Origin of the sequence: Arenibacter amylolyticus (genome assembly GCF_002150785.1) — a bacterium.
Classification (GTDB): Bacteria; Bacteroidota; Bacteroidia; order Flavobacteriales; family Flavobacteriaceae; genus Arenibacter; species Arenibacter amylolyticus.
Genome location: NZ_MTAZ01000004.1, coordinates 193,826 through 220,618, shown reverse-complemented (window position 1 = coordinate 220,618; position 26,793 = coordinate 193,826). Strand labels below are relative to the sequence as shown.

The following is a 26,793-nucleotide window of genomic DNA, read 5'->3' as shown; positions in this document are numbered from 1 at the left end:
CAAAGGACAATGTGATTACTTACGGTAGGGAGCGTCCGTATAGTTGTCCAAAAACTCTGTCCTATGAATGGAATGGCCATAGATAAATAACAAACCTATAGGTAACTTCTTTTCATAGGAGGTCATAAAAGCACCCATAAGCTTGCAGATTGCCCTCGCTATCCTTGAAAACAACAAATGGACAAGTGGAAAAAGCTAGGAAGAAAGGTGTTAAAAAACACCCTTATGGGGCTTAGGTTATATATTCCTTTTCTACGAAGTAACTCACCAAGGCCTCTTTCATCAAAATAGATTGCTCCCCAGCTTTTAAGGCAGGCAATTCTTCTTTAATGGTATAATGCGGCCAGCCATCTTCATCAAAATAATCGAATTCATAATACCCATAAGGCTCCAACACCCTACAAATGGCGATATGCATGAGGTTTAGCTTTTCATCCTTTTTAAATTTCCTATGGATCTGACCTAATTCCTGAAGTCCTACTAAATAGATGATTGCATCCAAATCTAACGGGTCATTATCCGCAAATTGGGCAGAAAGTTTTTCTACCAAAACCCGCCATCTTTCTTTTAACTGTATATCTCTAGACATGATAATTTTAACTGAAAATTGCTCTTTGCTTACATTCCCAATTAGGAACACAAAGAATTACCAAAGGTACAAATCAAAGTTCTATATTTGTCAAAAGCGTAATTAAGAATGGAGATTTTGGACATCATTTTAGGCCTATTATTACTATATGGTCTATACAAAGGCATTAAAAATGGCCTTTTAGTAGAGTTAGCCTCCCTGATTGCCGTTATCGCCGGTCTTTACGGGGCCATCCATTTTTCTTATATCGTAGGGGAATATCTGTCCGAAAATATGGACTGGGATGAGAAATATATGAATACAATTGCCTTTACGATTACCTTTATCCTCATTGTAATCTTAATTGTTCTCATTGGAAAAATACTGACGAAAATTGCCGACTTTGCCATGTTAGGGCTTTTAAACAAACTGGCCGGAGCGGTGTTTGGCACCTTAAAAGTTGCGGTAATACTTGGGGCATTGCTGGTATTTTTTGACAAGGGCAACAATCAACTAGGTGTTGTTAAACCCGAGTATATAGCGGAATCCAAGTTATACACCCCCGTGAAGGAAATAGGGGCCTTTGTTTTTAGCAAAGTACTAAAGGAAGCCCCTTTATTTAATGACAACCAGGAGGACGAAGAGGAAAACTTTATGGGATTTTAGGCTATTAATACCTGCCCCTTCACAAAAGTAATTTCACAAAAAAGCCAGACTAGTAAGTCTGGCCGTTCTAGTACAAAGAGCCCAACATATTATTTTGCCGACTCAAGATCGTTTGGCGCTTTGGAATAGGTAAAGGTAACTTCCGTTCTAATCTTCATCCCATGGACATCCGTTACCGTATAATCCCCTTTATAGGAAAAAGTAGATTTCTCCTCATTGAATTCTAGCGGTAAGTTTTCCATGGAACAGTCCCTTACAAGACTCAATGCCTGATTGGTTAATCGCCAGGTTCCAGAGAACGTTACTTTATTGGTACAATTATCGGCATTCTGTCCTTGGGAGTTGGTATACCCTCTATTCGAGGAAAAAACAAAATCGGTGTCTTTCTCACATTCCGAATATTGAGCATAAATATCCTTGGTGGGATTATCCTCCCCATCACTGGTAAGGTCTACCTCCTTGTCTGCCATAATACCGGTTAATTCCCATTTCCCAACCAAGCCATTTTCGTTTTCCAAGAGGGCCCCGGTAAAGTCTTCAGGACATTGAAAATCCGAATCATTGGATATATCACAACTATTAAAACCCATTGCAAGGACTACGGTCCCCAAACCCATTAATGCATTTCTTAATTTCATAGATAAATATTTTGTCATCAACCTTTAAAATGCAAAACTTCATAAATGGTTGCGTGCAAAACCGCAAAAACTTTTTTTCACCTAATTTCATTAAGTCCGTCCCTTCTAATGCCAATCCATAAGAACCCACACCCTTGCTAGGAAGGATTAACAGAGCCCATTTATTACTGCCAAGGCCTAAAATTCCCGATTGCATCCCTAGAATGGCCTTACTTTTCTTATTTTTGAGACTGAAATGGGTAATAGGATAGCTTTCATTGAAGGATTAACCATTCCCCACACCCGCACACAATGATTCGCAACAAATATTAAAGCACATGGCTATATCGAAACCTTTTAATTTAGGTAAATGGATCTCCGAAAATCGTGACGTCCTAAAACCCCCAGTGGGGAACAAAAACCTATATACGGAATCTGGAGATTATATTGTGATGATAGTGGCCGGCCCCAACGCTAGAAAAGATTATCATTACAATGAAACCGAGGAACTCTTTTATCAACTAGAAGGGCATATAGAGGTGTATGTTCAGGAAGACGGAGAAAAGAAAACCATGCATTTGGGTCCCGGCGACATGTACCTTCACCCCGCCAAGGTTCCCCATAGCCCGGTTAGACATGAGGGTTCCATAGGGCTGGTAATAGAACGCAAACGGGCAGATATGAACGTAGAGGATGGACTACTTTGGTTTTGCGATAATTGCAACCACAAACTATACGAAGTGTATTTCACCTTAAATGATATAGAAAAGGATTTTCTAGCTCATTTCAATATTTTTTACGGCTCCAAGGAGCTACGCACCTGTAATAACTGCGGAACGGTAATGCCGGTAGACCCGCGATTTGTAACGGACGGGGAGCATTAAGCGAACTCTGACCCAACAAAATTGTTTCGCATTGCAAAAATGCTCTTATAAATTTGTAGATTTGATAAATATCACAATTAACGCTTAAAAAGTTATAAATGTCAAAAATAGCGCAAGAATTTGGAATAAAAGATGCCCTCATTGCCTTGGGGATCAAAGATATTAATGAAGGAACTTCTACGGGTTCTAACAATTTTTCATCGGGACCAACTATAGAATCCCACTCTCCCGTAGATGGTGCTTTAATAGCAAAAGTTAAAACCACCACCAAAGCAGATTACGAACAGGTGATGGAAACGGCTACCACCGCTTTTAAGGAATGGCGAACAAAACCAGCTCCAGAGCGAGGCGAGATCGTTAGGCAGTTTGGGAATAAGCTTCGGGAATTAAAGGAGCCCCTTGGGAAATTGGTTTCCTACGAGATGGGAAAAAGTTACCAGGAGGGATTGGGAGAAGTACAAGAAATGATAGACATCTGTGATTTTGCGGTAGGTTTATCTAGACAGCTACACGGATTCACTATGCATTCTGAGCGACCAGGACATAGAATGTACGAACAATACCACCCACTGGGTCCGGTAGGAATTATTTCGGCCTTTAATTTTCCGGTCGCCGTTTGGGCATGGAATACGGCATTAGCATGGGTATGCGGGGATGTTTGTATTTGGAAACCAAGTGAAAAAACACCGCTTTGCGGAATTGCTTGCCAAAATATTGCTGCAGCGGTTTTTAAGGAAAATAATTTGCCAGAGGGTATTTCCTGCTTAATCAATGGAGATTACAAGGTAGGGGAATTTTTATCCCACGATGGCCGCATCCCATTGGTGGCAGCCACAGGCTCTATACGGATGGGGAAAATTGTTGCCCAGGCAGTAGCGGCAAGGTTAGGGAAATCCCTTTTAGAGCTAGGCGGAAACAATGCTATTATAGTAACCCCTGATGCCGATATTAAAATGACCGTGATTGGGGCTGTCTTTGGCGCGGTAGGTACCGCAGGACAACGCTGTACTTCCACCAGAAGACTCATCATCCACGAGTCCATTTACAATCAGGTAAAAGACGCCATAGTGGCCGCATACCATCAGCTAAGGATAGGGAACCCCTTAGACGAAAACAATCATGTAGGTCCTTTGATTGATGCGGACGCTGTGAAAAACTACCAAGAAGCCCTGAAAAAGGTAGTGGAAGAAGGTGGAAAAATAGTTGTGGAAGGCGGAGTTTTGGAAGGTGAAGGTTATGAGAGCGGATGCTATGTTAAACCTGCCATTGCCGAGGCGGATAACAGTTACGATATTGTTCAGCACGAAACCTTTGGCCCAGTTCTTTATCTCCTAAAATATTCTGGGGATGTAGAGAATGCCATTGCCATTCAAAACGGAGTGGTACAAGGATTATCCTCGGCCATAATGACCAATAACCTTAGAGAGGCAGAGCGCTTTTTATCTACTTATGGGAGCGACTGTGGTATTGCCAATGTGAATATCGGTACATCAGGTGCCGAAATTGGAGGGGCATTTGGTGGCGAAAAGGAAACTGGAGGCGGACGTGAGTCTGGTTCCGACGCCTGGAAAATCTATATGAGAAGACAAACCAATACCATTAATTACACCACCGAACTTCCCTTGGCGCAGGGAATTAAATTTGACTTATAAGCCCAAGACCCTATCAAAGTTCAAAAGCCGTTCTTCTCTTATGGAAAGAACGGCTTTTTTAATTTATGTTACTCGTTTTAGGGATAACCCAATGAGACGAATCCCTATAGACCCACTAGTCCTCTACACCATCCTCGCAAATTCATCACTGCTCGGTATATAACATGCTAAAACCCGAAGCCACTATAAATTTCCCCTCCCCCCGAATAGGCAAATTCGCAATAGCTGCGGGTTTAACCAAACTAACTCAAACTAACTTAAATCTACAAAACCCCATTTTACATCGAACTGAGTTCGTGAAAAATAGGTCTTACAGGTTTCAAATGATGCCCCAATATTGTGTTTTTTATTGAAGTCTGCACCAAAATTTATATGGATGGTCTTAAAACGTGTGTAGTTGGTAAATTTCCCGATAAAAGTTTACTAATCTCTTGTGATTCAATCCATGGAGCGTCTATAATTTCCATCTAAAGCAAGAGAACACCCCTATAATCCTACTCCATTTTATAGTTAGATAATAGAGGATGGTTTTATATGGCCCACCTAAATTAATTAGAAATGAAAGCGGAAGCATTTGTCTTTTTCCTCAAAAAAAAAAAAAAAGCGATTCGAGTTTCAGTTTGTGTAAAACCGAAACCCGAATCGGCTTGCTATTTTCACGAGTCCACCCTCAGGAGGAAGACAAGGATTAAAGACCTATCGCATTCTTCCGTTGGCCTCTACCCACTTAAAGGTATATTGGTCTTCAGGAAATTTCATTCTACTGGCAATGCGCTCCAAACGTTCTGGGAGTTTCATTAAGTAATCCCTGGCCCTTTCAGCATCATCATCCAACGCCCTAATATTACCAAGATCCCAATAGGCATTCAATTTCCTCAAGATATCTATATAATCATGGGCGGTATACACCCCCAACCGCTGTGCACAGTTAGAGAAGTTTTCAAACGCCTCACCAATGGTTCCTCCAGACTCCCTTAAGAAGTGGGCCGGCATAACAATTTTCTTTTTCATCATATCGGCAAAAGCCATCATCATCTGGCTGGGATCCTGCTCAAAAATGACCTTTACAAACTCCCTATAAGCCAAGTGGTGGCGCATTTCATCACCAGCAATGATATTACACATCTTCCCTAGCAGGGTATTACCACCTTTTCTACACATTTGCCCCACCCGCTTATGGGAGATGTTGGTAGCCAATTCTTGGAAGGAGGTATACACAAAGTTTTTATAGGGATCCCTATCGGTACCTATATCAAACCCATCTGCAAGCAAATGCTGGGTAGTAATTTCCATTTCCCTCATATTCACCCTTCCTGACAGATAAAGATATTTATTCAACACATCACCATGCCTATTCTCTTCGGCCGTCCAATGGCGTACCCATTTAGACCAGCCGTTTTTATTCTCCCCATGCTGATCTATACCCTCCACGTCCATTAACCAGGATTCGTAAGTGGGTAGCGCTTCCTCGGTAATAGTATCTGCAACCAGCGTAACCCATAGGTCATATCCAAGCTCTTTTGCTTCCTCCCTAATCTGAGCCACATGATCCATGAAGCCCTCGCTCTGTGAATCGGGAAGAAAGTCTGTAGGCTGCCAAATTTCTTCGATCGGGATAAGATAGGAGTCAATAAAACCTTCGACCTTACTCTCAATGGCCTTCATTACTTCCAACCTTATATTTTTTTTCTTATCAATAGTAGACATCGTTCCTATTTTTATGTAAATATCCTAATAATCTCTTTAAAAAGGCACCCCATTTTACAGTAAATTTTAGTTTCTACCGTTTTCATTTGGATACCATAAATGCACCGGATCGCTCTGCCAAAATTCCTTGGAAGCGATATCCATCACTGTAAGCGGTCCCTTAAAGGCCGCACCTGTATCTACATTCCAAATATTGGCCGCTTTTTTAGGAGTGGTCATTCCAATTCTGGTAACCGGGGTATGACCTATAAATATTTCCTTATAATGGGTCAATCTCTTGGGATACAATTTATCATTAGGAGCAAGCGAAGGATCCATGGACAAGGCCATTTCCCAAAGCGTTCTATCCCAATAAAAGTTTTTGGAGTCATATTCTTGCTCCACCCCTTTTAAATTAGTAAAACCTGCATGAATAAACAAGCGATTTCCATCATCAATATAATAATTTCGCAAATTATCATAGAATTGAATATGAGCTTGTTTCACCTTTTCGGATACTCCCTTATAAGAAGCTAGGGTAGCACTTCCTCCGTGCTGCACCCAAAGCTCATTGTGTTCGCCGGTTTTTAACCAATGATTACAAAGCGCATCGTGATTACCCCTTATAAAGGTACACCTTTGCCTGGTTTCTAAGTCCTGTAAAAAATTTATGGTGTCCACTGCCTCACTCCATCCATCCACATAGTCCCCTAAAAAGATTAGATGATCGTCCAAAGTGACCCTTGCCCTCTCTAGCAACTGTTTTAAAGCCTTTAATCCGGCATGTACATCTCCTATTACCAATGTTCTCATATTGCAAAAATCGCAATTAGCACCATTATAACAAGGAGAAAAGCCGCTAAAAAAAAGGCAATACGGCCGCTCTAGGAAAAGAGACGCTCTATTTACCCCATAGCACCCCTTTAAAACACCTAGGTAGTTCTTATTTCTGACACCTTTAAAACGGCACGAACTTATTTTCAGGTAAAATTTAAATGGGAATTACCATCCCATAGCAAAATTGGAAAGCGGGTATAAAAGCTTAAATACGATGTAAAAAAGAGGGTATTAAATGAGTCGTAATCCATTAAATCACTAGCATTTAACCCCAAAAACACGGTAGAAAACCCCTTTAATATACAAGTAATTAATCGAAAGACAAAACAATTACAATTAATTTTATTTGTTAACTTCTGAATGTTAATAAAATATCAACTTACTCATTATCAGCTTTTTACGTGTTTTTTCTTGTAAACTTTATGAAATGACACATAGTTGTTTATGCCAAAAAATTTAATACTTTTACACTTTCTAAGGAACAACTCCATTAACATTTTAATATCATTCCATGTCGACAAAATTAGCTCCAGACACCAAAAAGACCTATACCCAGGAAGAAGCGTTCAACGCCTCCCTTGAATACTTCAAAGGAGACGATTTAGCCGCTAGGGTTTGGGTAAATAAATACGCCCTAAAAGATTCTGACGGTAACATTTACGAACAGACCCCAAATGATATGCACCGTCGCATTGCACGGGAAATAGCAAGGGTTGAAAAAAAATACCCCAATCCGTTAAGTGAGGAACAGGTATTTGACCTCATCAAGGATTTCAAATATATAGTACCCCAAGGAAGCCCTATGGCAGGTATTGGAAACCCCTATCAAATTGCCTCACTTTCTAATTGCTTTGTGATTGGCAATGAAGGTGTGTCCGATTCTTATGGAGGTATTTTAAAAATAGACCAAGAGCAAGTACAGCTTATGAAGAGACGTGGTGGGGTAGGCCACGACCTTTCCCATATACGTCCCAAAGGATCTGCGGTAAAAAACTCTGCCCTTACCTCCACTGGACTGGTACCATTTATGGAGCGTTACTCTAACACCACTAGAGAAGTGGCCCAAGATGGGAGAAGAGGAGCCTTGATGCTTTCAGTCTCCATTAACCATCCGGATACGGAAGACTTTATAGACGCCAAAATGGAGCAAGGGAAGGTAACGGGAGCCAATGTTTCTGTTAGAATGGACGATGCTTTTATGAAATCTGTGGAAACAGACCAGCCTTACATCCAAAAATTCCCTATCCACAGTGCAGACCCTAAAGTAACCAAATCCATAGACGCCAAAAAGCTGTGGGGCAAGATTGTCCACAATGCTTGGCAGTCAGCAGAGCCGGGCATCCTGTTCTGGGACACAATTACCAAGGAATCTGTTCCAGATTGCTATGCAGATCTTGGGTATGAAACCGTTTCTACCAATCCATGTGGAGAAATTCCATTATGTCCCTATGACTCGTGCCGACTTTTGGCGATTAATCTATTCTCTTATGTAGATCAGCCTTTTACCGAGGAAGCAAGCTTTAATTTTGAACTGTTTAAACAACATATCGCTGCCGCCCAGCGCATTATGGATGATATTATTGATCTAGAATTGGAGAAAATCGATGTGATCTTAGCAAAGATACAATCGGATCCCGAACTAGACGAGATTAAAGCGGTAGAGCTTAGGCTATGGGAAAAAATCAAGGAAAAGGCCAAGGAAGGAAGAAGAACAGGTATCGGTATCACCGCGGAAGGCGATATGTTAGCGGCGCTAGGTATGCGCTACGGTAGTGAAGAAGCCAACGAATTCTCTGTTGAAGTTCATAAAACCATCGCTTTAGAAGCGTACAGAGCCTCCGTTTACACCGCCAAGGAAAGAGGAGCCTTTGGCATATTTGATGCAGAGCGCGAAAAGAACAATCCGTTTATTCTACGCATCAAGGAGGCAGATGAAAAGCTGTATTATGAGATGCTAGAGTATGGACGCAGGAACATTGCCCTTTTAACCATCGCACCTACCGGAACTACCAGCCTTATGACCCAGACCACTTCTGGGATAGAACCTGTCTTTCTACCTGTTTACAAACGTAGACGTAAGGTAAACCCTAACGACAAGGACGTTCGTGTAGACTTTGTAGACGAGGTAGGAGATTCTTGGGAAGAGTACACGGTATTTCACCACCGCTTTAAGCAGTGGATGTCCGTTAATGGCATAGATACCGATAAAAACTACAGCCAAGAAGAGCTAAATACCATCGTTAAAAAATCTCCTTACTACCAAGCCACCTCCAACGATGTAGATTGGCTAAGCAAGGTACGCTTACAGGGGGCCGTACAAAAATGGGTAGACCACTCCATTAGCGTTACTATTAACCTCCCTAATGACGCTACCGAGGAATTGGTAGGTAAATTATACCTAGAAGCATGGAAGGCAGGATGCAAAGGTGTTACTGTATATCGAGACGGATCTAGATCTGGGGTACTAATTAGCAATGATGCCAAAAAAGAAGAGAGCGAAGAAGCACTTACTCCCTTCCCAATTAAACGTCCTCAAGTATTGGAAGCAGACGTAGTAAGACTTCAAAATAACAAGGAAAAATGGATCGCCTTTATTGGCCTGATCGATGGAAAACCTTATGAGATCTTTACTGGAATGTCTGACGACGAAGATGGTATCCTGATCCCACGTTGGGTTAATAGCGGACTGATCTTAAAGAACAGAAATGAAGATGGATCTTCCAGATACGACTTTCAATACAAAAACAAAAGAGGCTACAAAACCACTATTGAAGGGCTTAGCCATAAGTTTGATCCAGAGTACTGGAACTATGCCAAACTAATTTCGAGCACCCTTCGCCACGGAATGCCCATTGAAAAGGTAGTAGACCTTATCAATAGCCTACAACTAGACAGCGAGTCTATAAACACCTGGAAAAATGGGGTGGCCAGAGCCTTAAAACGCTATGTAGCGGATGGCACTGAGGTTAAGGGCCAAAAATGTGATAGCTGTAAATCCAACAATCTAATTTATCAGGAGGGATGCCTTACCTGTAAGAATTGCGGATCTTCTAAATGTGGATAACCCACAACTAATTGCCATCAACCATCCCCCACTTAAGCAGTAGGGGTAGTTGATGGCAATATTTTTATTACCTTAACATCCATTGTAAAACACCCAACCCTCTAAAACCAAGTGGATGAAAAACGTATACTGCATCGGGGAATTATTGATCGATTTTGTTGCTACTCAACAAGGTAACGATCTTAGCAAGGCTACCGACTTCTCCAAAAAGGCTGGGGGCGCACCCGCCAATGTTGCGGCCGCCATAGCCAAATTAAATGGGAGCGGTTATTTTGTGGGATGCGTTGGAAAGGACCCCTTTGGCACCTTTCTTTTACACACCTTGGAGCAAGGCAAGGTAAACACCTCCCTAACACAACTAGCTACCACCTTTACCACCTTGGCTTTTGTTTCCTTAGCAGAAGATGGGGAACGCGATTTTGTTTTTAGCAGAGGTGCCGACCAGAAGTTGCGGCATGATCCCAGCTTAATAAACCACTTTAAAAACCAAATTATCCACTTTGGGGCCGCCACTGCGTTTTTGGGCGGTGAATTGGAAGACACCTATACCCGCTATTTACAAGATGCGGTACTGGTAGATGCGTTTATAAGCTTTGACCCCAACTTTAGAACCGATTTATGGAAAGGCAAGGAAGCTACTTTTGTGGAGAAATGCCTCCCCTTTATTGAGAAAGCCCACCTGGCAAAATTCAGCCTGGAAGAAGCCCAGTTAATTTCCGGAAAACAAGACCTACAAGAAGCCTGTGCCTTTTTGCATCGCTTAGGAGCAGAAACCATTACCATCACCCTAGGCAAGGAAGGCACCTACCTTAGCACGGCCACTACCCAAAAGACAATTCCGAGTATTTCCGTAAACCCTGTAGACACTACAGGAGCAGGCGATGCTTTTATAGGATGCCTATTGTATCAAATCTCCAAGCTAGAAAACACCTCAAACCACAGAGCATTGCCATTTAGCACCTTAGAAGAAATGGTTTTAATCGCAAATAAGGCTGGGGCCATTACCACTACCAACTACGGAGCCATAGAATCCCTACCAACCCAAAATCAACTAGACCGGCTTTAACCCCTATACTTTATTAACTATAATTCACCTTTCTAATGATGCGGAGCGATTCTTTTATGGATTGATACGTAGGAAGGTCGTACTTCTTAATCATAGGCTTGGCCTCTTCCATGACCTCTTTTGCCTCTTCAAACCCATTTACATAACAGATCAACATGGTATCGGACAATAAGGAGAGATCCCGTTTTTCATTAGGGGTTAACTTCCTATTTGCCTCTATCTTTTTTAAAAGGGCCAAATTGGCATTGTAGATATGATATAGTGTTTTTTTATCGTAACGGGGAGGCTCAAAAATTAAATCACTTAGAATGGTATAGGTGCCATTTTCAAAAAAGGTGAGCACTACTTTTTCTAGGGGGTAATACTTTTGTTGATCGCTCAGTCCCAATTGCACATATTCTATAGTAGTAAAGGAATCCTCGTCATAGGCAATGGTAATCTCATCAAATTCCGAATAGAAGAGTTTTACTTGTTCGGTAATCAGTTCTATATCTACCCGCGAGTAGTAGATCTCTCCATTCACTTTTTTCTCATTTCCTGCCCAGCAGACCACAAATTGTTCTTTAAAAACCTTATAGGAACTACTAAGGTCTTTGTGCCTCTCCATCAGGAAGTTGACCACCCCGTCTAGGGTAAGCTCAATATTGTTTTTGGCGTGTTGCTCAATAGTGGCTACGGCTTGGGAATTTAAATCCACCAACTCCACCCCATAAGCCTTAGGCAAGCTAATACTGCCCTCCCTAAAAAAAACGGTTCCCCCGTAATACTTCCATATATTCTTTCGTAGCGAACAGACCTTTCCGTTAGACCTAATGGTCACCAGCCCTACTACCTTCCCCGAAGGAAGATGCGGGAAAGGAATATTCTCATAAGCGATCCGAGGCGGATTCTCCAAATAGGCATTTACAAGATTCTGGATTTTGCTATCATCGAAAAAATCGACCCCCATAATGTCATTTTTCTCATCCCCTACGCCAATGACAATAAAAGAGTTGTTATTGGGATTGCTATTTGCCAAGGCACAAACATGTTTTAAGAATTTTGCCTTTCCCTCCTTCTGCCCAATATTTATAGATTGTTTTTTATCGTAAAAACTATTTTCATCGTTATGGGCCAACAGATTTTTTACAAGTAGTCGCTTATTAATCATGGTTCTTTATTCACAATAGTAGCAGAAGCCTGCGCGGTTGGCAACACCATTAAATCGGCGATATTCACATGATAGGGCCTGGTAACTACAAAATGGATAATATCTGCAATATCCTTAGCCTGCAAGGGCTCATAGCCTTCATAGGTCTTGGCGGCTTTTTCCACATCGCCCTTAAAACGGACGTTACTGAATCCCGTTTCTACCTTCCCCGGATGAATGGCCCCTACCCGAATATTATACTCGTTGAGATCTATCCTCATACCCTGGTTTATGGCATCTACTGCGTACTTACTGGCGCAATAAACATTCCCCTTAGGATACACTTCCTTAGCGGCAATGGAACCAATATTGATGATATGTCCCGACCTTTTTTTCACCATTTTGGGAATTATTGCTTTGGAAACATACAGCAGCCCTTTAACGTTAATATCTAGCATGGCATCCCAATCATCTATACTAGCCGTATCAAACCCATCCAAACCGTGTGCATTGCCCGCATTATTCACAAGGATATCCACATCTGAAAAATCAACAGGAAGGGAGTTAATCGCCTTAAAAACAGCCTTTTTATCACGGACGTCAAAAGTTAGGGTATGCACCTTGGCATAGCGCGATAGCTCCTTTGTTAAGGCATCCAAAGCATCCTGTCTTCTTCCACAGAGGATAAGATCTATTTTATTTAAAGCAAACAGCTTGGCCGTTTCCAGCCCTATACCACTGGTGGCCCCTGTTATAAATGCTACTGGTTTTTTATTTGATGAGTGCATGGTTTTGTATTTTAAATTTTGCATAAAACTATTTCCGTAATAGCGTCTAGGAATTACTCCCAACAACTTAGAAAGGGAGTAAAATAATTCCAGAAAAAACGACTGTTGGAAGGCTTAGATCCGCCCTGATTATTGAAGGTACTATCCGCGGATAAAGCAGGCTATAAATTTCAATGCAATATTCGTTTTTTGGATTGGTCGATTTATTTTACATATGTTTGTGAAAATATGAATAAATCCCTTAAATACTTCATAAATTATAGGTCATTCAACAATATTTAACCATACATTAACAGCCGATAACTAAATAAATTTTCATTTTGCATCCTCTTTTGGATCTTACAAACTAACTCAAAAAACAAACAAAGGGCTATATGGAACAAAATACTTCGGTGGATATCAGCGCTGTAAACGAGAAAATTGCACAGGAGAGTGCTTTTATCGACCTACTTATTTTAGAAATGAACAAGGTGATCGTTGGGCAAAAGCACATGGTAGAACGATTACTCATAGGTCTTTTGGGTCAGGGTCACATCCTTTTGGAAGGGGTTCCGGGCTTAGCAAAAACCTTGGCGATTAACACCTTGGCCAAGGCGGTGCACGGCAGCTTTAGTAGAATTCAATTTACCCCAGACCTCTTACCGGCCGATGTGGTAGGGACCATGATCTATAACATGAAAGAAAACGACTTTTCCATAAAGAAAGGTCCCATTTTCGCCAATTTCGTTTTGGCGGATGAGATAAACCGAGCCCCCGCAAAGGTACAATCGGCCCTCTTGGAAGCCATGCAGGAAAAGCAGGTAACTATTGGGGATGAGACCTTTATTTTGGACAAGCCTTTCTTGGTAATGGCCACCCAGAACCCTATAGAGCAGGAAGGGACCTACCCCTTACCGGAAGCCCAGGTAGACCGTTTTATGCTAAAGACGGTGATAGACTACCCTAAGCTTAACGAGGAACAGTTGATAATCCGTCAAAACCTCAACGGCTCTTTTGATCAAGTACAGCGAGTAGCAACGGTAGATCAGATATTGCGGGCGCAAAAGGCGGTCAGGGAAGTCTATATGGATGAGAAAATTGAAAAATATATCCTAGACATCGTTTTTGCCACTAGATACCCAGAGAAATATAACTTGGAAAGCCTTAAGCCTTTAATAAGCTTTGGTGCCTCTCCAAGGGGTAGTATTAATTTGGCTACTGCAGCCAAATGTTATGCTTTTATAAAAAGAAGAGGGTATGTGGTCCCCGAAGATGTACGGGCGGTTGCCTTAGATGTTCTTCGTCACAGAGTAGGCATTACCTATGAGGCAGAGGCAGAAAACACCACTTCGGAGGAAATCATAAACAAGATCATTAACGAGATCGAAGTACCTTAATCAGTCTACAGTTATCAGTCCATAAGCAACAGCCCAGCACAACAGCCTCGGCTATGGCTGAATACTTATCAATGTAAACTGCAAACTGTAAAATGGATACCAAGGAATTACTAAAAAAAGTACGTAAGATTGAGATAAAGACCAGGCGTCTTTCCGACCATATTTTTGGTGGGGAGTACCACTCTACCTTTAAAGGCAGGGGGATGACGTTTAGCGAGGTTCGCCAATACCAATTTGGGGACGACGTACGGTCTATAGATTGGAATGTAACTGCACGCTACAACGAACCCTATGTAAAAGTTTTTGAGGAAGAGCGAGAGCTAACCATGATGCTTATGGTAGATGTGAGTGGCTCCCAACTCTTTGGTACCAACAATCAATTTAAGAAAGAAGTCATCACGGAAATTTCGGCCACCTTGGCCTTTTCCGCCCTTCAGAACAACGATAAGGTAGGTTTAATTTTATTTACCGATGAAGTGGAGCTGTACATTCCCCCTAAAAAGGGAAGAAGTCATGCCCTGCGAATAATCCGGGAATTGCTGGAGTTTTCTCCAAAAAGTACAAAAACCGATGTGGGCAAAGCTTTAAAATTCCTCACGAACGTGATGAAGAAAAAGGCCATTGTTTTTGTACTCTCCGATTTTATTGCGGATGATTACCTCCAGACCTTACGGATTACGGGCAAAAAGCACGACCTGACCGGTATTCGGATTTTTGACGAAAGGGAAGAACAAATTCCCAATTTGGGAGTGGTACAAATGCAGGATGCAGAGACAGGGACCCTACAATTGGTAAACACCCAATCTAAACAAGTAAGGAGCGCCTATGGGAAATACTACCACGATAAGGTGGCATATTTTAAAGACTCCTTTACCAAAGCGGGTTGCGGAGTATTAAGCTGTAGGGTAGATGAAAGTTATGTGAAAAAATTGTTAGGCTATTTTAAGCGACGAGGTTAATACAAATGAAGGATTCTGTGTTTTTAATTAGAGATAAATATGCTTCGCATTTATTGCGCGCCTTGGCCGTATGCCTGTTTTTGGTAGCAACACCCGGTTTTTCCCAATCAGCCCCCACTATTACCTCTTCGGTAGATACGACGGCCATTAAAATTGGGGAACAGCTACATTGGAAGGTAACCGTAGAAACCGACACCTTATCCCATGTGGTTTTTCCAGAGGGCCAAACCTTTTCGCCTTTAGAGACCGTGGAAGCAATAATGACCGATACTATACGAAAAACAGATCGACTAACCCTTCAAAAAACTTATGCCCTTACCCAATTTGATTCTGGCACCTACACCCTACCCGCACAGATGATTGAAATTAATGGGAAGCACTTTTTCACGGATTCGCTCGTAATAAATGTAGCCAACGTGGCCGTGGACACCACGGTACAAAAGATGTACGACATAAAACCCCTGATCGCGGTAGAAAAGAGTCGCTCTATTCCGTGGGGCTTAATTCTTTGGATTTTGGGCATTCTCCTTGTTTTAGGCGGACTTCTTTACTGGTTTGTTTTTAGAAAAAAACCCCTCAGTGAAGAGGAGAAAGTAGCATTACTACCTCCTTTTGATAGGGCTATCCTGGGTTTAAAACAATTGGAAAACTCCAAATATCTGATTCAGGACGACTATAAAACATACTACTCCGAACTAACGAACATTGTACGCTCCTATTTGGAGGAAGACGTTCATGTAGCCGCCATGGAAAGCACCACGGACCAGTTGATAGACAAGCTGGAAATGATGAAGGATGCGGGGAAATTGAAACTGGAGCAAGAAACCATCCAACAATTCAAAAAAGTGTTGCAAACTTCGGACCTGGTAAAATTTGCCAAGTCCAAACCCGACACATCCGTAGCCGAAGCCGATAGAAAATCGGTAGAATTGATTGTTATCAAAACAAAGGAAGCCATTCCAGAGCCTACTCCCGAAGAGCTAATGCAGCAGGAAGAATACCAGGAAGAAATTAGGCAAAAGAGCCAACGAAAAAAACTGGTTTACACCTCCCTGGCCGCCGTTTTATTATTGGTATTTACTGGGGTTGCCGCCGTAGGCTATTACGGATTCGACTATGTTAAAGATACTGTATTGGGCCATCCCACCAAAGAATTACTGGAAGGGGATTGGGTACAGAGCGATTACGGTTTCCCTCCAGTGAGCGTAGAAACCCCTAAGGTGCTATTGCGCCAGGCGGTAAAGTTACCGGCAGAATCGCAGGCTACCATCAAGGAAATGCAAGCCTTTGCCTATAGAAACCCTTCGGCCTTGTTTACCGTAGCCACCACTTCTATCCTTCTTGCTCAGTCTGAAGAACCTGATTATGAAAAATCTTCGGAACAGATATTGCAGAATTTTGAAGCACAGGGAGCTAGAAACATTATTACCAAACAAGAGGAGTTTACCACTCGTACGGGCGTAAGAGGAGTAAAACTTTATGGAAGCGGAAAGTTTGCGGTTCCGGATTCGGAGCAATTGGTAAACGGAAAGTATGCCGTGCTATTTTTTGGCGGCAAGGGTTTTCAACAAAACCTGATCCTTAGCTGGCAGGCAGACGACCCTTATGCCGAACAAATTGTAGAGAGGATTTTAAATTCAGTTGAAGTAAAAACAACCTTATAAATGTTTGAGAATATCTACTTTGCAAACCCACAGTTTTTCTGGCTCTTACTTTTGCTGCCAGTGGCGGTGCTATGGTATTTTCTAAAACGAAAGGAGCAAACCGCCTCCCTTAAAATATCGAGCATAGAGGGTTTCCCTAAATCGAGCCTGCTGCCAAAATTAAAGCCCCTCTTGTTTGCAATGCGCTTATTGGCCCTAGCCGCGATTATCGTGGCCATGGCCAGACCACAGACCGAGGATATCTCTACTAGGACCAAGACCACCCAAGGGATAGACATAGTAATGTCTATAGACGTATCGTCCAGTATGTTGGCACAAGATCTAAAACCCAACAGGTTGGTAGCCCTAAAAAAGGTAGCGGCAGAATTTATTGACAAACGGCCCAATGACCGAATTGGATTGGTGGTATATGCTGGGGAAAGCTATACCAAGACCCCTATCACAAGTGACAAGGCCATTGTACAAAAGGCATTAAAGGAAATCACCTACGGGCAAGTAGATGACGGTACCGCTATTGGCCTAGGCCTAGCAACCGCAGTAAACAGACTTAAAGACAGCAAGGCCTTAAGCAAGGTAATTATACTACTTACCGACGGAGTAAATAATACTGGTTTTATTGAACCACAAACGGCGGCCGACCTTGCAGTAGAATTTGGAATAAAAACCTATACCATAGCCATAGGGACCAACGGCAATGCCCTATCCCCCGTGGCCTACAATGCCGATGGCACTTTTAGATATGCCATGGAAGCCGTGGAAATAGACGAGGCCCTTTTACAATCCATTGCCGAGACTACCGGGGGGAAATACTTTAGGGCGACGGACAATAAGAAGTTGGAGGCCATTTACGATGAAATAAACAAGTTGGAAAAAACGGATATAGAGGAGTTTACCTACTATAAATACGAGGAGAAATTTAGACCTTGGGTATATTTGGCAGGAGCGTTGCTTTTATTGGAGTGGCTGACAAGGATTACCTTGTTCAGGAGTTTTATTTAGCCATTGGCCTAAGCAACCCCCTCTACCTTAATCCTTAGAAATGAAGAAAGAAAAATGATTCAATTAGACGAAAAAACATATTTATACCTGTTGTTCATCATCCCGGTGATGATCGTACTATTTGTATTGTTGCAAATTTGGAAAAGAAGGACGCAAAGAAAATTTGCAGACCTTTCCCTTCTAAGACGATTAACGCCGGACAAATCCAATTTTAAGGCCACATTAAAACTGATTCTCCTCCTACTTGGAATTGCTTTTTTAACGCTAGCACTGGTGAACCCCAAAATGGGCACCAAATTGGAAACCGTAAAAAGGGAGGGCCTAGATATAGTCTTTGCAGTAGATGTTTCTAAAAGTATGCTAGCCGAGGACATTGCTCCCAATAGATTGGACAAGGCAAAACGCTTGGTGTCCGAAATCATCAATCAATTGGCAGGTGATCGTATCGGGATTATAGCCTATGCAGGACAGGCATATCCGCAATTACCCCTTACCACGGATTATGGGGCAGCAAAAATGTTCCTACAAAACATGAACACCAACATGCTTTCTTCCCAAGGGACCGCCATTGACCAAGCCGTTAATTTGGCCACTACCTATTACGATGATGGGGAAGAGACCAATAGGGTGCTATTTATAATTTCTGATGGGGAGGATCATTCCGAAGGGAATATTTCTAACAGTGTAGCCGATGCAGAGAAAGAGAACATTCGGATTTTTACAATTGGCGTAGGAAGCACCAAAGGAAGCCCAATCCCCATTAAGAAAAACGGGGTTGTAGAACGTTTTTTAAGAGACCGAGAAGGAGAAGTGGTCATTACCAAAATGAATGAACAGACTTTGCAGGATATTGCCGAGCAAGGCAACGGATCATATATCAACGGAGAAAACACCAAGGAAGCTGTTACCTTCATAAAAGATCAATTAGACCGCATAGATAAGACAGAATTTGAAGCCAAGCAGTTTGCCGAATACCAAGATCAATTTCAATGGTTTTTGGGAGCAGGGCTTTTATTTCTATTTTTAGACATCTTTGTATTGGATAGAAAAACCAAGTGGCTAAAAAAGTTGAACCTATTTAATGAGAAGGAAGTATAAACCAAGGAATATGAAAAGGATAGTAGCTCTTATTATATTGTTCGGGTTTCTTGGCCATGCACAGGAGGTGGATAAGGAAACCCTAAAATCCATCAACAAAGCAACCAACTATACCTGGTTGGGCAATCAGCATTTGGAGGAGGAGGATTTTGTAAACGCGGAGGCAAATTACAGAAAAGCTATTTCCGAAAATGCTAACAACAGTGTAGCCCCGTACAACCTGGGTAATGCCTATTACCAGAACGAAACCTTCACGGAAGCCTTTGGCAGGTTTAAGCAAGCCGCCGAAAATGCCTCCAGCAAGGCAGATAAGCATAGGGCATTCCACAATATGGGGAACGTGTTTATGAAGAACAAGGAATACCAGAAAGCGGTAGAAGCCTACAAGGAGGCGTTGCGCAACGATCCTACCGATGAGGAGACCCGATATAATTTTGCGCTGGCTAAGGAGATGCTGAAAAAGCAACAGGAAGAGCAGAAAAACAATCCAGATCAGGACGATCAGGACCAGGAAGACAACAAGGACCAACAAGATCAGAATCAGGATAAGCAAGAGGGAGAGCAAGACCAAGAGGATAAGAACGATCAACAAGACAATCAGGATCAGAACAAGGAAGATGGGGAGCAGGGCGATGAAGGAAACAAAGATGAGAAAGATGGGGATGGTAATGAAAAGGAACAAGAGGATCAGCAGCCCAAAGACGGAGATCAGCAGGAGCAACCTCAACCAAGACCCAACCAATTATCTCAACAGCAGGTAAGAAGCTTGTTGGAGGCCATGCAGAACGAAGAAAAGAAAGTTCAGGAAAAGATAGATGCCAAAAAAATAAAAGGACCTAAAATTAAGAACGAAAAAGATTGGTAGAACAGTGGAACTAAAAAGATACATATCGATTATAGCAATATTGTTCCTGGCCAGTACGCTTAATGCCCAGAACGATGATGATTCGGTTACTTTTAAAATGGAACTCAGCAAGGATAAGCTGGGCATTAACGAAAGGCTTCGGGTAGATTTTACTATGAACAAGGACGGCGATAATTTTAGTCCGCCAGATTTTAACGGCTTCAGAATTGTCATGGGACCTTCTCAATCTATTAGCTCTTCATGGGTGAACGGGGTAAGAAGTTTTTCCAAAACCTACAGCTATACCTTGGCCCCAACGGCCAGGGGAAAATTCACTATCTCCCAGGCCACCATAGACATAGATGGCACTACTTACAAATCCTTGCCTAAGGAGGTAGAGGTAACCGCAGCTGTAGACCGGCCATCCGGAGAAAAAACCATAGACGACGTAGCGGATGAGAGCTTGCATTTAGTTGCAGAAATCTCTAAAACCAACCCCTATCTCAATGAGGCTGTTACCGTGGTTTACAAGCTTTACGCCAGCCCACATGTAGACGTAACCAACTTTAGGGCTTTGGACAATCCGAGGTACAATAACTTTTGGAGTCAGGATATCCCCGTTACTAAATACACCATAGAAAACACCACCTACGATGGAAAGCCCTATAGGTCCGTAATCCTAAAAAGAGTAGTACTCTATCCCCAACGAGAAGGGGAATTGGAGTTAGAGCCTCTTTCCCTAGACGTTAGTCTACAGGTACCTACCAATAAACGCGATTTTTTTGGAGGAAGGGTAATGGCACAAGCCAACAAAACGGTCTCTGCTGGAAGAAGAACCCTGCAGGTAAAACCGCTTCCAACAGAAGGCAAACCAGCAGGTTTCAGTGGTGCTGTAGGAGAGTTCGATTTTTTTGTGACCCCGAGCAAAACCCATTTAAACGCCTCAGAATCCCTACAAACGACAGTCACTATAAAAGGAAAGGGAAATTTAAAACTCTTTGAAATTCCCCAATTAAACCTCCCCAGCTCTCTGGAGGTATACGATCCGGAATACACTGAGAATATACGCACTAGATTATCTGGCATGGAAGGAGAGGTAGTAAACAGCTATACGGTGGTACCTACCTATAGGGGTAAATACCCCATTCCGAGTATCTCCTTCAGTTATTTTAACCCCAAGACCGAAAGATACTACACCTTAAATTCAGAAGAGGCCATGATTAATGTGCTGGAGGGCCCCACTAGCGGAGCCATCACTGCAGAGGCACCTAGTATTGGAAGCAGACAGCTTGTGGTAGCAGCATCTGATCAATTTGTCTTTAACAAATTAACCCCCAATCTAACCGCTATAAGCACCCGCTCCTTCTTTGGATCTACCGCCTTTTTTATGTGGTGGCTGCTCCCCTTATCCCTTATACCGTTGGCCATCATTTTTGGAAAAAGACGGGAGGCCATCACTAGTGACGTGGAAGGCAATAAAATTAAAAGAGCAAACAGACTTGCCAGAAAGTATCTTTCTGCCGCCAAAAAAGCCCAAGGCTCCAAGGAGTCGTTCTATGTTGCCTTAGAAAAAGCGCTACATAATTATTTAAAGGCGAAATTAAAGATAGAAACCTCGGAGTTCAGTAAGGAGAAAATTGCCACCTTATTAGAAGAGAAGAAGGTAGACGAGCTTACTAAGGACGGATTTATCGGACTGTTGAAAAGCTGTGAAATGGCTAGGTACAGCCCATCTACCGAAGTGCAAATGCAACAAGACTACGACAAAGCCAGCGAGGTTATTTCACAATTAGACAAACAAATTTAAGTCATGATACGTGTATTAACAGTTCTTTTCTTTCTGCTTGGAACCCTGGGATATTCCCAGAACCAAGAATTATTTGAAAAGGCCACCTCTTTCTATAATGAGGGAGAGTACCAAAAGGCAGCAGATAACTATCTTCAGATCTTGGAGAACGGTGAGCACTCTGCAGCCCTATATTTTAATCTTGGCAATACCTACTATAAACTAAACGATATTGCCCCCAGCATCTATTATTACGAGAAGGCGTTGTTACTAAAACCTGGGGACCAGGACATATTGAACAATCTGTCATTTGCCAGAAATATGACCATGGACGCCATAGAACCCTTACCCAAAACAACCCTCGCCAAATTTTACGATACGGTGACCAGCTACCTAACCTATGACCAATGGGCCTATACGGCAGTGGCATTTATGTTTTTATTTGTTGGGTTTTACATCGCGTTTTATTTCTTCAGATTTTCATCTCAAAAACGCATCGCATTTATCACCAGCCTTTCTTTTCTGGTTTTAACGCTCAGCTCTGCCACCTTAGCCTACCTACAGTACAATAATTACCACGCAGATAGGCCTGCCATCATTTTTGTGGAGCAAGCGCCAATAAAATCTGAACCCAACAACAGGAGTCAGGCTATCTTTAATCTACACGCCGGCACCAAAGTACAGGTGGTTGAGGAAATGCAGGGATGGAAAAAGATTGAAATCGCAGATGGAAAAACTGGCTGGCTGGTATCCGATGAGATTCGGGAACTAAAGGAATTCTAAATAGGATACCTGCTGAAAACCAGTCCCATTTCTGGTAGCCATCGCCTACAGCAAGAAAACCGCTTTTTTATCCGCTTCGGATTAGGGCACTATTTTAAGCGTTCGGCTTAAAAAAAAGCAACGCCACGATATATTTCCCTTTAATTTTATAATTATCTTGCCCCCGATTAATAGAAATTGGGAACACAGCGTCCCTTTGGAAGCAATTCTAGCTGGACCTTTCCCAACTTTAAAAAAAAAAAACAATTCAGATGGATAGCCTAAACGACGTCTTCAAGAACAACGAGCAATGGATACAAGATAAACTGGCCAATGACCCTGAGTTTTTCAAGAATCTCGACAAGGGTCAGAAACCGGACCTTCTATATATTGGGTGTTCGGACAGCAGGGTCACCACCGAAGAACTGATGGGCCTTGGCCCAGGGGAAGTCTTCGTACACCGCAATATTGCCAATATGGTAATAAGTATAGACCTCAACGTTATGTCCGTTGTAAACTACGCGGTAGACCACCTGAAGGTAAAAAACATTGTCGTCTGTGGGCATTATTCCTGTGGAGGCGTTAAAGCCGCCATGCAATCTGCAGACCTCGGGATCTTAAACCCATGGTTACGGAACATCAGGGATGTGTACAGACAACATAGGAATGAGCTGAATGCCATTGAAGACGAAGAGCAAAAATACAATCGTCTGGTAGAGTTAAATGTACAGGAACAATGTATCAACCTTATTAAAACAGCCGCGGTACAACGCGCCTATCGGGAAAGAAACCTAATTGTTCACGGTTGGGTTTTCGACATAAAGACAGGGAAGTTAATAGACCTAAAAATAGATTTCAAGGGAATCCTCAACAACATTATGGAAATCTATCGCTTGGATTACAAAGACCTATAGTCTTTACGGTATTCCGGGCTTGTGGTAGTAAAATGCCGTTATATAGTGTCTGCCAACACTATTTAGCGGCAACATCCTTATATAGCATCCCCCATAAAAACATCATTACATTAGCCCCTAGGAGCCGGAGAAGGCTTCGGCAAAATAGATTTAGATAAAATCTATTCGTGGCTTGCCATAAAAGTTTTAAATTTGCGGATCAATTCTTGATGAGAATCCAAGCTAACCCATTGTAATGATAGATCAGATAAAGGAACATATTTTGGAAGTAGAAAAATTTACTTCCTCAGACAAGGACGCCATTGAGGCATTTAGAATAAAATACTTGGGAAAAAAGGGATTGTTTAATCATTTTTTCTCAGATTTTAAAAACGTTCCCAACGAACAGAAGAAAGAGTTTGGACAAACGGTTAACCAACTAAAAACCGTAGTTACCGAAAAGGTAAACACCTTAAAACAAGCACTGGAGAACGAAAAGCTGGCCCACGGAATCTATGGCGACCTTACTCGCCCTGGAGAACCTATAAAATTGGGATCTAGACATCCTATCTCCATTGTTAAGAATCAGATAATCGACATATTTTCTAGAATCGGCTTCAATGTATCCGAAGGTCCAGAAATAGAAGACGACTGGCATAACTTTACCGCCTTAAACCTTCCGGAATACCATCCGGCAAGGGATATGCAGGATACCTTTTTTATCCAGACCGATCCAGATATTCTGTTGCGTACGCATACCTCCTCCGTACAGGTAAGATATATGGAGAACAACAAACCCCCTATCAGGACCATTTCCCCAGGAAGAGTATATAGGAATGAGGCCATTTCTGCCCGCTCCCACTGTTTCTTCCACCAAGTAGAGGGACTTTATATAGACAAGGACGTCTCTTTTGCAGATTTAAAGCAGACCCTACAGTTTTTCACTACGGAACTCTTTGGAAAATCTGAAATACGCTTACGCCCATCTTACTTTCCTTTTACGGAACCGAGTGCAGAGGTGGATGTTTATTGGGGATTAGAGTCGGAAGCAGATTATAAAATGACCAAGGGTACCGGCTGGTTAGAAATTATGGGATGTGGTATGGTAGACCCTAATGTCCTTACCAATTGCGGGATAGATCCCAATGAGTATTCAGGATTTGCCTTCGGGATGGGAATAGACCGTATTGCACTGTTATTACACCAAATTTCCGATATTAGATTACTGAGTGAAAATGATATGCGTTTCTTGGAGCAATTTAAAAGCGCCCTTTAATGACATAACCGTCAATTTACACATCCAGAATACAATCATCTTTAGATACACTGTATAGTGAAGAAGGACATAGAAATACCTGTTTCAAAGAATGTCTACATAGGCGTTGTCCATGAATGGAACGACGAATTCCTAGAAAAAACATGGAATGCCTATATCATAAACGATCGGGAAAGCTCCATAGAAGGGGTAATTGCCGTTTCTACAGGCTATAAAGGAGACCAAAAAACCTCTACCATGAGACACGGCCTGGGGGATATCCCTGCAAAGTCCTACAGAAAAATAGAGTTGCTGCAAGAGGGGGTACTTTCTTTCAACAACGAGTTTTTTGTCACCTATTTTGCAGATAACAAGCTCTATGAAAAAAGGTTTGTCTTGGCACAGGACACCATTAAGGAAGCCAACTATAGCACCCTCCCCGTAATGGAGATAGAGGGGGTAATTGCCAACTAATCCACTGATCCCCCACCTTAAGGCATTCATTTTTAACTTAAAATTAACGCGTTCTCGGTTCGCTTTCTTCTGAACCAATACTAAGTTTGTATGTTTAGCAGAAACTTGGTAGCGTTGACAAACGATCTGGAAAAAAATAAGCTGATTGAAGAGCTAGGGGTATATTTTGAAAACAACAAAATATTGTCTCCCCTTGCTGCACGGATTTTTGCCATGTTAATCCTTACCGATGAAGAAGGCATTTCCTTTGATAGCTTTGTTGAGGGCCTAAAAGCCAGCAAAAGTTCCATTTCCACCAATTTACAACTACTACAGGCTGCTGGGCGTATTGTTTATTTTACCAAGCCTGGGGAACGTAAACGCTATTTTAAAATAGCTCCCAACGATTTAACGGAGCAATTGGATAAAAAAATAGCCCAGTGGGAGATGGAAAAGGAAATGCACTTAAAAGTCTATCGTTTTAAAAAGAACATGTTTAAGGATGGCGTCCCCTCCTTAGATCAAATGCCCGGCTTACAATACATACAAACCTATACCAAGCTTGCAGACTATTTTATTGACCATCTGAAGCAACTCAAAGAAAAATTAGAAAACACCCCTAACACCAATTCCAAATGAAAAGATCACTAATTGCAACCCTAGTCCTCAGCATCACCTTGTTCAGCGGCTGTGGAGAAAAGGCACCTTCGGTTCGCTCGCAAGAAGCAGCTCCCTACCCTACAATTAAGGTAGCGAAAAGATCCGTGGATAATTTTACCAAATACCCCACCAGTATAGAGGGTACCATTAATAGTAAGGTACGCGCAAAGGTAGCTGGCTATATCCAAGATGTATTGGTAGATGAGGGTGAGCGGGTAAAAAAAGGACAATTACTGTTTACCTTGGAAACCCAAACCCTTACCCAGGATGCCGCCGCGGCACAAGCCAGGGTACATTCTGCCCAAGTGGAAGTAGATAAATTACGTCCTTTGGTAGAAAAGAATATAATAAGCAAAGTACAGCTAGAAACGGCCATAGCCAATCTGGAGCAGGCCAAGAGCAATTATCAGAGCATAGCCGCGTCCATAGATTACGCACAGATAAAAAGTCCGGTTAACGGCGTAGTAGGCTCCATACCCTTTAGGAAAGGAAACTTGGTAAGTGCCCAAGATGCCGTGCCCTTGACCACTATATCCAGTATAGAGAACGTATATGCCTTTTTCTCGATGAATGAAAGGGATCTATTAGGCTTCCTACGGGAATTGGAAGGCAATTCCATGGAAGAAAAAGTACAAAACATACCCCCAGTGCAATTAATCCTCGCCGATGGTTCTTTGTACGAACATCCCGGAAAAGTAGAAACAATAAGCGGAGAGATCAATGTTAAAACCGGGACGGTTACTTTTAGAGCCACCTTTCCCAACCCCCAAGGTCTTTTAAGAAACGGTAACAGCGGTAGCATTATTCTACCCAATAAAATGGACGATGTATTGGTGATCCCCACCCTTTCCACCTACGAACAGCAGGGAAAAAAGTTTGTATACCTGGTTCAAGGCGATACCCTGGTCTCTAAATCGGTGACCGTTAAGGCTGCCGTTAATGGCTTATCGGTTATTGAGGGATTGGAAGAAGGCGTACAGATACTGGCGAACGGACTTGGCAAAGTAAGACCAGGACTGCCGATTATTCCACAACCTACCAGTTTGGATAGCATTATAAACTCTTACAATCCTGTTTTTAAATAAAT

Annotated in this window: 24 protein-coding genes; 18 read left to right on the top strand and 6 right to left on the bottom strand. The window is 42.2% G+C overall.

The window, feature by feature from the left end; genetic code table 11:
• Nucleotides 1-232: 232 nt before the first annotated feature.
• Complete coding sequence (locus BV214_RS01695) at nucleotides 233-589, bottom strand: hypothetical protein (RefSeq protein ID WP_086476010.1); 357 nt, start codon at nucleotides 587-589, stop codon at nucleotides 233-235.
• Nucleotides 590-697: 108 nt separating this feature from the next.
• Here BV214_RS01695 and BV214_RS01690 point away from each other — a divergent pair, with 108 nt between their 5' ends.
• Nucleotides 698-1,234, top strand: a complete 537-nt coding sequence (locus BV214_RS01690) for a CvpA family protein (protein ID WP_086475735.1) — start codon at nucleotides 698-700, stop codon at nucleotides 1,232-1,234.
• Between the two features lie 89 nt (nucleotides 1,235-1,323).
• Here the strand turns inward: BV214_RS01690 and BV214_RS01685 are convergent, their stop codons facing one another.
• Nucleotides 1,324-1,872 carry a DUF5004 domain-containing protein gene (locus tag BV214_RS01685; RefSeq protein ID WP_176328435.1) on the bottom strand — a complete coding sequence of 183 codons (549 nt, stop codon included), beginning with the start codon at nucleotides 1,870-1,872 and terminating at the stop codon, nucleotides 1,324-1,326.
• 317 nt (nucleotides 1,873-2,189) lie between these two features.
• Between BV214_RS01685 and BV214_RS01680 the strand changes: the two genes are divergently transcribed.
• Complete coding sequence (locus tag BV214_RS01680; RefSeq protein WP_086475733.1) at nucleotides 2,190-2,735, top strand: 3-hydroxyanthranilate 3,4-dioxygenase; 546 nt, start codon at nucleotides 2,190-2,192, stop codon at nucleotides 2,733-2,735.
• Between the two features lie 98 nt (nucleotides 2,736-2,833).
• Nucleotides 2,834-4,387 carry an L-piperidine-6-carboxylate dehydrogenase gene (gene amaB / locus BV214_RS01675; protein ID WP_086475732.1) on the top strand — a complete coding sequence of 518 codons (1,554 nt, stop codon included), beginning with the start codon at nucleotides 2,834-2,836 and terminating at the stop codon, nucleotides 4,385-4,387.
• 696 nt (nucleotides 4,388-5,083) lie between these two features.
• Here amaB and BV214_RS01670 read toward each other — a convergent pair.
• The gene (locus BV214_RS01670; protein ID WP_086475731.1) at nucleotides 5,084-6,094 is read right to left on the bottom strand and encodes an acyl-ACP desaturase; all 1,011 of its coding nucleotides are present in this window, start codon (nucleotides 6,092-6,094) and stop codon (nucleotides 5,084-5,086) included.
• A gap of 66 nt (nucleotides 6,095-6,160) precedes the next feature.
• The gene (locus tag BV214_RS01665; RefSeq protein WP_086475730.1) at nucleotides 6,161-6,886 is read right to left on the bottom strand and encodes a metallophosphoesterase; all 726 of its coding nucleotides are present in this window, start codon (nucleotides 6,884-6,886) and stop codon (nucleotides 6,161-6,163) included.
• A 535-nt stretch (nucleotides 6,887-7,421) separates the two neighbouring features.
• Here BV214_RS01665 and BV214_RS01660 point away from each other — a divergent pair.
• Nucleotides 7,422-9,974: an adenosylcobalamin-dependent ribonucleoside-diphosphate reductase gene (locus BV214_RS01660; protein WP_086475729.1), complete on the top strand. Its 2,553-nt coding sequence runs from the start codon at nucleotides 7,422-7,424 to the stop codon at nucleotides 9,972-9,974.
• Between the two features lie 115 nt (nucleotides 9,975-10,089).
• The gene (locus BV214_RS01655; RefSeq protein ID WP_086475728.1) at nucleotides 10,090-11,040 is read left to right on the top strand and encodes a carbohydrate kinase family protein; all 951 of its coding nucleotides are present in this window, start codon (nucleotides 10,090-10,092) and stop codon (nucleotides 11,038-11,040) included.
• 13 nt (nucleotides 11,041-11,053) lie between these two features.
• Here BV214_RS01655 and BV214_RS01650 read toward each other — a convergent pair whose 3' ends face one another.
• The gene (locus BV214_RS01650; RefSeq protein ID WP_086475727.1) at nucleotides 11,054-12,190 is read right to left on the bottom strand and encodes an ATP-binding protein; all 1,137 of its coding nucleotides are present in this window, start codon (nucleotides 12,188-12,190) and stop codon (nucleotides 11,054-11,056) included.
• Nucleotides 12,187-12,957, bottom strand: a complete 771-nt coding sequence (locus tag BV214_RS01645) for an SDR family NAD(P)-dependent oxidoreductase (protein ID WP_086476009.1) — start codon at nucleotides 12,955-12,957, stop codon at nucleotides 12,187-12,189. Before BV214_RS01645 ends, BV214_RS01650 begins: the two co-directional genes overlap by 4 nt.
• Before the next feature lie 374 nt (nucleotides 12,958-13,331).
• On the opposite strand from BV214_RS01645, the gene BV214_RS01640 reads away from it, so the two are divergent.
• From BV214_RS01640 to BV214_RS01580, 13 genes are all read left to right on the top strand, one after another.
• Nucleotides 13,332-14,333 carry an AAA family ATPase gene (locus BV214_RS01640; protein WP_086475726.1) on the top strand — a complete coding sequence of 334 codons (1,002 nt, stop codon included), beginning with the start codon at nucleotides 13,332-13,334 and terminating at the stop codon, nucleotides 14,331-14,333.
• A 92-nt stretch (nucleotides 14,334-14,425) separates the two neighbouring features.
• Nucleotides 14,426-15,292, top strand: a complete 867-nt coding sequence (locus tag BV214_RS01635) for a DUF58 domain-containing protein (protein ID WP_086475725.1) — start codon at nucleotides 14,426-14,428, stop codon at nucleotides 15,290-15,292.
• 17 nt (nucleotides 15,293-15,309) lie between these two features.
• A complete protein-coding gene (locus tag BV214_RS01630) occupies nucleotides 15,310-16,956 on the top strand; it encodes a BatD family protein (protein WP_245806729.1) in 1,647 nt (548 codons plus the stop codon).
• Entirely contained in the window at nucleotides 16,957-17,955 is a 999-nt protein-coding gene (locus BV214_RS01625; RefSeq protein ID WP_086475723.1) for a vWA domain-containing protein, read from the top strand.
• A 54-nt stretch (nucleotides 17,956-18,009) separates the two neighbouring features.
• Nucleotides 18,010-19,053, top strand: coding sequence for a VWA domain-containing protein (locus BV214_RS01620; RefSeq protein WP_086475722.1), 1,044 nt, complete (start codon nucleotides 18,010-18,012; stop codon nucleotides 19,051-19,053).
• 10 nt (nucleotides 19,054-19,063) lie between these two features.
• Entirely contained in the window at nucleotides 19,064-19,918 is an 855-nt protein-coding gene (locus BV214_RS01615) for a tetratricopeptide repeat protein (RefSeq protein WP_086475721.1), read from the top strand.
• Between the two features lie 4 nt (nucleotides 19,919-19,922).
• A complete protein-coding gene (locus BV214_RS01610) occupies nucleotides 19,923-21,704 on the top strand; it encodes a BatD family protein (protein ID WP_086475720.1) in 1,782 nt (593 codons plus the stop codon).
• Nucleotides 21,705-21,707: 3 nt separating this feature from the next.
• Nucleotides 21,708-22,466, top strand: coding sequence for an SH3 domain-containing protein (locus BV214_RS01605; RefSeq protein ID WP_086475719.1), 759 nt, complete (start codon nucleotides 21,708-21,710; stop codon nucleotides 22,464-22,466).
• A 251-nt stretch (nucleotides 22,467-22,717) separates the two neighbouring features.
• Nucleotides 22,718-23,359 carry a carbonic anhydrase gene (locus BV214_RS01600; RefSeq protein ID WP_086475718.1) on the top strand — a complete coding sequence of 214 codons (642 nt, stop codon included), beginning with the start codon at nucleotides 22,718-22,720 and terminating at the stop codon, nucleotides 23,357-23,359.
• A gap of 235 nt (nucleotides 23,360-23,594) precedes the next feature.
• Nucleotides 23,595-24,614 (top strand): phenylalanine--tRNA ligase subunit alpha, encoded by a 1,020-nt coding sequence (pheS, locus tag BV214_RS01595; RefSeq protein WP_086475717.1) that lies wholly within the window; start codon nucleotides 23,595-23,597, stop codon nucleotides 24,612-24,614.
• Between the two features lie 57 nt (nucleotides 24,615-24,671).
• The gene (locus BV214_RS01590; RefSeq protein WP_086475716.1) at nucleotides 24,672-25,067 is read left to right on the top strand and encodes a hypothetical protein; all 396 of its coding nucleotides are present in this window, start codon (nucleotides 24,672-24,674) and stop codon (nucleotides 25,065-25,067) included.
• A 90-nt stretch (nucleotides 25,068-25,157) separates the two neighbouring features.
• Nucleotides 25,158-25,685 (top strand): GbsR/MarR family transcriptional regulator, encoded by a 528-nt coding sequence (locus BV214_RS01585; protein ID WP_086475715.1) that lies wholly within the window; start codon nucleotides 25,158-25,160, stop codon nucleotides 25,683-25,685.
• Nucleotides 25,682-26,791 carry an efflux RND transporter periplasmic adaptor subunit gene (locus tag BV214_RS01580; RefSeq protein WP_086475714.1) on the top strand — a complete coding sequence of 370 codons (1,110 nt, stop codon included), beginning with the start codon at nucleotides 25,682-25,684 and terminating at the stop codon, nucleotides 26,789-26,791. Before BV214_RS01585 ends, BV214_RS01580 begins: the two co-directional genes overlap by 4 nt.
• The last annotated feature ends 2 nt before the right edge of the window (nucleotides 26,792-26,793 follow it).

Excerpts from the sequence above, each read along its gene's own strand:
- BV214_RS01695 (WP_086476010.1), bottom strand. The coding sequence starts at position 589 with ATGTCTAGAGATATACAGTTAAAAGAAAGATGGCGGGTTTTGGTAGAA.
- BV214_RS01690 (WP_086475735.1), top strand. The coding sequence starts at position 698 with ATGGAGATTTTGGACATCATTTTAGGCCTATTATTACTATATGGTCTA.
- BV214_RS01685 (WP_176328435.1), bottom strand. The coding sequence starts at position 1,872 with ATGAAATTAAGAAATGCATTAATGGGTTTGGGGACCGTAGTCCTTGCA.
- BV214_RS01680 (WP_086475733.1), top strand. The coding sequence starts at position 2,190 with ATGGCTATATCGAAACCTTTTAATTTAGGTAAATGGATCTCCGAAAAT.
- amaB (WP_086475732.1), top strand. The coding sequence starts at position 2,834 with ATGTCAAAAATAGCGCAAGAATTTGGAATAAAAGATGCCCTCATTGCC.
- BV214_RS01670 (WP_086475731.1), bottom strand. The coding sequence starts at position 6,094 with ATGTCTACTATTGATAAGAAAAAAAATATAAGGTTGGAAGTAATGAAG.
- BV214_RS01665 (WP_086475730.1), bottom strand. The coding sequence starts at position 6,886 with ATGAGAACATTGGTAATAGGAGATGTACATGCCGGATTAAAGGCTTTA.
- BV214_RS01660 (WP_086475729.1), top strand. The coding sequence starts at position 7,422 with ATGTCGACAAAATTAGCTCCAGACACCAAAAAGACCTATACCCAGGAA.
- BV214_RS01655 (WP_086475728.1), top strand. The coding sequence starts at position 10,090 with ATGAAAAACGTATACTGCATCGGGGAATTATTGATCGATTTTGTTGCT.
- BV214_RS01650 (WP_086475727.1), bottom strand. The coding sequence starts at position 12,190 with ATGATTAATAAGCGACTACTTGTAAAAAATCTGTTGGCCCATAACGAT.
- BV214_RS01645 (WP_086476009.1), bottom strand. The coding sequence starts at position 12,957 with ATGCACTCATCAAATAAAAAACCAGTAGCATTTATAACAGGGGCCACC.
- BV214_RS01640 (WP_086475726.1), top strand. The coding sequence starts at position 13,332 with ATGGAACAAAATACTTCGGTGGATATCAGCGCTGTAAACGAGAAAATT.
- BV214_RS01635 (WP_086475725.1), top strand. The coding sequence starts at position 14,426 with ATGGATACCAAGGAATTACTAAAAAAAGTACGTAAGATTGAGATAAAG.
- BV214_RS01625 (WP_086475723.1), top strand. The coding sequence starts at position 16,957 with ATGTTTGAGAATATCTACTTTGCAAACCCACAGTTTTTCTGGCTCTTA.
- BV214_RS01620 (WP_086475722.1), top strand. The coding sequence starts at position 18,010 with ATGATTCAATTAGACGAAAAAACATATTTATACCTGTTGTTCATCATC.
- BV214_RS01615 (WP_086475721.1), top strand. The coding sequence starts at position 19,064 with ATGAAAAGGATAGTAGCTCTTATTATATTGTTCGGGTTTCTTGGCCAT.
- BV214_RS01605 (WP_086475719.1), top strand. The coding sequence starts at position 21,708 with ATGATACGTGTATTAACAGTTCTTTTCTTTCTGCTTGGAACCCTGGGA.
- BV214_RS01600 (WP_086475718.1), top strand. The coding sequence starts at position 22,718 with ATGGATAGCCTAAACGACGTCTTCAAGAACAACGAGCAATGGATACAA.
- pheS (WP_086475717.1), top strand. The coding sequence starts at position 23,595 with ATGATAGATCAGATAAAGGAACATATTTTGGAAGTAGAAAAATTTACT.
- BV214_RS01585 (WP_086475715.1), top strand. The coding sequence starts at position 25,158 with ATGTTTAGCAGAAACTTGGTAGCGTTGACAAACGATCTGGAAAAAAAT.
- BV214_RS01580 (WP_086475714.1), top strand. The coding sequence starts at position 25,682 with ATGAAAAGATCACTAATTGCAACCCTAGTCCTCAGCATCACCTTGTTC.